Source organism: Mycobacterium sp. 1482292.6, from assembly GCF_001672995.1.
Lineage (GTDB): Bacteria > Actinomycetota > Actinomycetes > Mycobacteriales > Mycobacteriaceae > Mycobacterium > Mycobacterium europaeum_A.
In genome coordinates this window covers 1-5,109 of record NZ_LZKV01000023.1, presented here as the reverse complement: position 1 = coordinate 5,109, position 5,109 = coordinate 1, and the positions used below count along the sequence as shown (strand labels likewise).

2 protein-coding genes are annotated in these 5,109 nt (G+C 64.6%); one reads left to right on the top strand and one right to left on the bottom strand.

Features of this window, described 5'->3' with window-relative positions; translation table 11 throughout:
- On the bottom strand, window positions 1–240 hold a 240-nt coding region (locus A5624_RS28820; protein WP_232002181.1), incomplete at its 3' end, for a hypothetical protein.
- A gap of 1,278 nt (window positions 241–1,518) precedes the next feature.
- On the opposite strand from A5624_RS28820, the gene A5624_RS28425 reads away from it, so the two are divergent.
- The coding region (locus A5624_RS28425; protein ID WP_232002180.1) for a hypothetical protein at window positions 1,519–5,109 on the top strand (3,591 nt) is incomplete at its 3' end.

Sequence of the window (5,109 nt, the reverse complement as noted above, 5' to 3'; positions counted from 1 at the left end):
GTTGACCCGGGGCGGCGCGACCTGGAATCGGCGATGCCGGACATGGGGGCGCTGGCCGATCATCTGCGCAACCTCGCACACAGCGGCCGCCAGGTCGAGGTGTGGATCGAGGGCGCCGACCCCCAACGGGCCACCTTGGTGCGCGCGCACCTGGGCGAACTGCTTGATGCGTCGGCGATAAGCCGCCAGGAACCGTCCCGCGCAGAAGGTGATCCCAGCGCCGCCCTGCCCTCGCGGCATGCTCAGGGCGTCGTGATCCGCTGGACAGCAACGCTCACGCCTTCACCCCCGTCAGAGGACGCAACCGAACGGGGCGGGTCGATTGTGTTCCGGGGCGGCGGTGATGAGGAGTCAGAACAGAACCACAGCACCCCAGCAACGTCGGGCGTCAGTGGTCGCGCTGATCATGGCCGCGGCACCGGGCCGGGCGACGATTCTTCGGCACATCACTCCCAGGTGTTGGAGTCCAGCACGGCAAACCCGCCTCTACAGGGCGGCCCGGACTTTGCCGAACAAATGCCTGCGCACGCGGATGCCGATTCGGCAGCCGCCGGCACCGATTCCCTCGCAGCGACCGGCACTGACAGCGACCGGGGGCCCGCTGGCAATGATTCGTCGGGTAACGGACAGGCCGCACCGCCGCGTGATCAACGCCCGGTCGGTGTCCTTGAGGGTGGCGGGGGTGCGCCTGTCGAATCTGTTGGCAGACAGGAGAAGTCGCCGGGTCTTCTTCGGCTGCTGTCGGGCGACCAGCGTGAGGCTTGGGGCCGGCACCTAGATGAGCGTGCCGATGCTGCGCTTTCGGAGAAAGGTCGGGGCAAGCTGCCAGAGAATCGGTCGCGGCGACGGCTCGAGGCGTGGGACCGGTTCGTTGAGGCGTTCAATCGTTCGGTTGCGCCGGACGCTTCGACCGATGAACAGCATGCTCGCTCGACCAGTGGAGGGCTCGACGCCGCGCGCGACGGTCTGGCGCAATTAGACATCGAAGATCCAGATTCTCTTCTACTGGACTATCAAGACCGCGTGAGGGCGGCGTCGGGGGGGCCTACCACCGCCGCGGCGCTCGGTGCGCCGCAGGACGGCGTTGAGCCGCCGGGAACGTCGAGCACACATCAGACAGACACGGCGAACCGGCCCCATACCGACCTGCCCCCGTCTGACTCGGCGAAGGCCGATGGGCCCCCGCCCGTCCCGCAGCTGCCCGCCCGAACCGGCGACCACACACATGACTCCCAGCTGTCGGAGTCCAGCACGGCAAACCCCCCGCTACAGGGCCACGGCCCGGACTTTGCCGAACGAGTGTCTGAGCACGGGGCGGAATCGGGAGGCCCATCCAGCGCGCCGATTGAATCGATCCCGCCGGATGCGCACGGTACGCCCGGGGCGGCGCCATCGGCTCCAGTCGCGGAGCCTAGGCCGACGCGGATTTTGCAGCCTTCGGCGTTTCATTTGGGGGGCAAACGGTTTGGTGCGGTGCCGGTTGAGCCGGTCGGGCCGGTGTTGCCTAGCGGGCATACGTTGGAGTCGCTGGTTCAGCGGTATCCGTGGTTGGTCGAGGTGAATCCGCAGCGTGATGCTGGGGGGGCGATCACCAATTGTGTGATGAGTGCGTTTGCGTTTGTGCTTTCTGAGCGGGAGGGTCGCTCGTTTGAAGCCCCGCATACCGAGCCGTTGTTGGGTGTGGATCTGGTTAATTTCCACCGTGAGTCGTTGGGGTTGGGCGACGACGAGCATCAGGTGTCGCGGATTGCTGATTTCGCTTCGGCGGCTTCGGTGTTGGGTGCTGCGGGCCCGGGTGCGATGGCGTTGATCGCCGTGGGTGGCGGCGACGAGATCAACCATGTCTATGTCGGTGTGGTTGATGAGCGTGGGGTCAGTTTTGTTGATCCCCAACGCGGCACCTTGGCGGTGGACCCGACAAACGCCACCGCCTTGGCGATGTTGCCGCTGACCCAGGGGATCGGCCTGCCCGACGGTGCGCGGCTATTGAGTGCCGATGAAGTCGCATCGATGACCGAAAGACCGTTCGGCTCGGGGTTGGGACGTTCGGGATCGGCGCCACCGGATGTTGCGGCCGAGGGCTTCGATGATGCTCTTGAATACTTCGGTCCAGCTGGTGTTAGTGATGCTGTGGCCGGGTCGGTTCGAGAGGGCGACGAGGTGGCGCCGCCGCAATATGAGCAGCAAGCTGCGCCGTTGTCGCCTGCCCAGAGTGGGGAGGAGCTTCCGGCGTATGCAGATATTGGGGATAGGCCTCCGCGTTACCGCCGTCCGCCTGGTTTTCAAGAGTTCGTTTCGAGCGTTCATAGCGCGCTGGCAAGTGAGTTCGGCGAGCTGGCGAACTATGTCGGGAATCGTATCGAGCGCAGCTATGACACGTTAGGGCTGGGCCAACAGGCCTTGCCCGGTGAGGGTACCCCTGAGCGGGGTGTGCTCGAGGAGATGTTGTCTCGCGAGGTGGGTGAGCATCTTCGCGAGTTTGGGTCAATGGTTGTCCGGGTCCGAGACCGGCTGCAGACCGAGCGTGGCCATAGGCTGCCGACCGATGTTGTTGAGCACGCCGTTGCGCGCGTTTATTACGGGTCACGCCTAAGCGAGCAGACGTTGCCCGGCGAGGGTGCCCCGGAGCGGGGTGTGTTCGAGCAGACGTTGTCTCGCGAGGTGGGTGGGCACCTTCGCGGTCTGGAGGCAATGGTTGCCCGGGTCCAAGAAAGCTTGCAGGCCGAGTCCGGTGCGAAATTGCCGAACGATGTTGAGCACCGCATTGCGCGCATTTACGACGAATTGATGAGCCAGGGCGCCCGCCCTGGGGCCGAACTTGAGCAGAGGTTGCGCCGGAGGGTGCGTAATCACGTTCTGCAGCTTCAGGAAACGGTCGGGCGGGTCCGATACAGGCTGCAGACCGCGGGCGGCGTCGAACTGCCCGAGGATGTTGACGATCGGATCGGTCGAGCCTTTGACGACGCGTTTGCGCAGCTCCCGGGGGAGTTGCGTCGCAATTATGAGCGATCTGGGTGGAGCCCGACGTTGTGGAGGGAGGTGGATTACCGTGTGCGGGAAGAGCTGGGGCGAGCCGGCGGGCGCGTGGCGCCGTTCGACAGCCCACCGCGAGACGTCGGGGGCTCTGCTGGCCTGCCCCCTAAACACAAGCTGCTCGACCACATCCACCGCAGGCTAGAGCGCGCATTCCTCCAGCTTCCCGACGACGTTGATGACTGGATCGCTATGGCCTACGAGAGGCTGCCCGAGCCGAAGCGGGCCGAGCGTAGCTCTCGCCTCGAGTCCGGGTATGCGGCGGTGCGTGATCGGCTTGTGCAGTTGGGAATACCGACGAACCCCAGTTACAAAGACGCGTTGCGGCCTGTCGATTTCAACAAAACCGTCGCGCGGGTCGACAGCAGGCTGCGGGATTCGCTGCTGCGCAGGGATGCCGAATGGGGTACCGCGGATATCGAGGCGGCCTACGAGCACGCCTACTGGAAGATCCCCGCGGACGTGCGGGCAAACTATCTGAAGTCTGGTTGGAGCCGCACCGTCGACAAACAGGTGGAGTTCGAGGTACGTCGTCTGGTCGCTTTGCAGGATCCGGTGGGCTGGGAACGGTTCCAAACAGTGTGGCGCGGCCGGGGTGAGCCGCTTGATGTGGGCGGGGCTGCTGGGCTGCCGCCAAAGGACGTCGACTCCTTGGCTCGTCGGATCAGAACAAAGCTCCTTAAAACCTTCAATGACCTTCCCCCCGACATTGATGACTGGATTTTGATCGCCTATGAGGAGTTGCCCGAGCCGCTGCGCCGCGGGCATGCGAACGGCTTTACCGCCGGGGCGGAGGGCCAGATTCTGAAGATGGTGGGAGCGGCACTCAAGCAGCTGGAAGTATCGCGTGTGCCCACCCTTGGGCAGAGGGTTCGAAAGGTTGCTTCGGCGTTTCATTTGGGGGGCAAACGGTTTGGTGCGGTGCCGGTTGAGCCGGTCGGGCCGGTGTTGCCCAGCGGGCATACGTCGGAGTCGCTGGTTCAGCGGTATCCGTGGTTGGTCGAGGTGAATCCGCAGCGTGATGTTGGTGGGGCGATCACCAATTGTGTGATGAGTGCGTTTGCGTTTGTGCTTTCTGAGCGGGAGGGTCGCTCGTTTGAAGCCCCGCATACCGAGCCGTTGTTGGGTGTGGATCTGGTTAATTTCCACCGTGAGTCGTTGGGGTTGGGCGACGACGAGCATCAGGTGTCGCGGATTGCTGATTTCGCTTCGGCGGCTTCGGTGTTGGGTGCTGCGGGCCCGGGTGCGATGGCGTTGATCGCCGTGGGTGGCGGCGACGAGATCAACCATGTCTATGTCGGTGTGGTTGATGAGCGTGGGGTCAGTTTTGTTGATCCCCAACGCGGCACCTTGGCGGTGGACCCGACAAACGCCACCGCCTTGGCGATGTTGCCGCTGACCCAGGGGATCGGCCTGCCCGACGGTGCGCGGCTATTGAGTGCCGATGAAGTCGCATCGATGACCGAAAGACCGTTCGGCTCGCAGGAACCGATGAATCCGCCTGGTGAGGATAGTGACGGCCCGCGCCGATCGGGCCCGGTTCAAGGTGCGCCAAGTGTTTCTCGAAGTCCTCGGGTGATCCGGCGTCAGCCCGGCTATAGGGATCTTCGGTCGGCTTCGCTCGTTCCACATGACGAGGATGAATCGTCCCCGTCGGATGATGGGCATCTCGGGTCGGGGGGTAGCGACGACCGACTGATGACCGAATTGCCGGACAGGCACAGCGATTTTGACCGTTGGCGGACGCAGGGCGTGCCAGAGGCCGGTTCAGAGGTTAGCGGGCCGGCGCGCACAGCGGCCAGCAGTGATGGGGGGTCGCGGTCAGCGGAGCACCTTGAGTCCCGTGGCACCCATGAGGATGCCAGGGCAAGCGACGCGTTAGTGCAGGCGCTGGTGGAGCGGGCACGAGTGGTTGAGCTTGAGCGGGAGCGTTCGGGTCGCGGTCCGGTTGCCGAGGACCGGTTTGGTCCTGATCCGTTCGGGTTACGGGACCGCGATGCGAGTTTGACGCCGCAGTTGCTGCAAACGGTGCGCCTGGCCAGTGAGCCGACCGATCGGCTGGGCGGGTATTTCCGC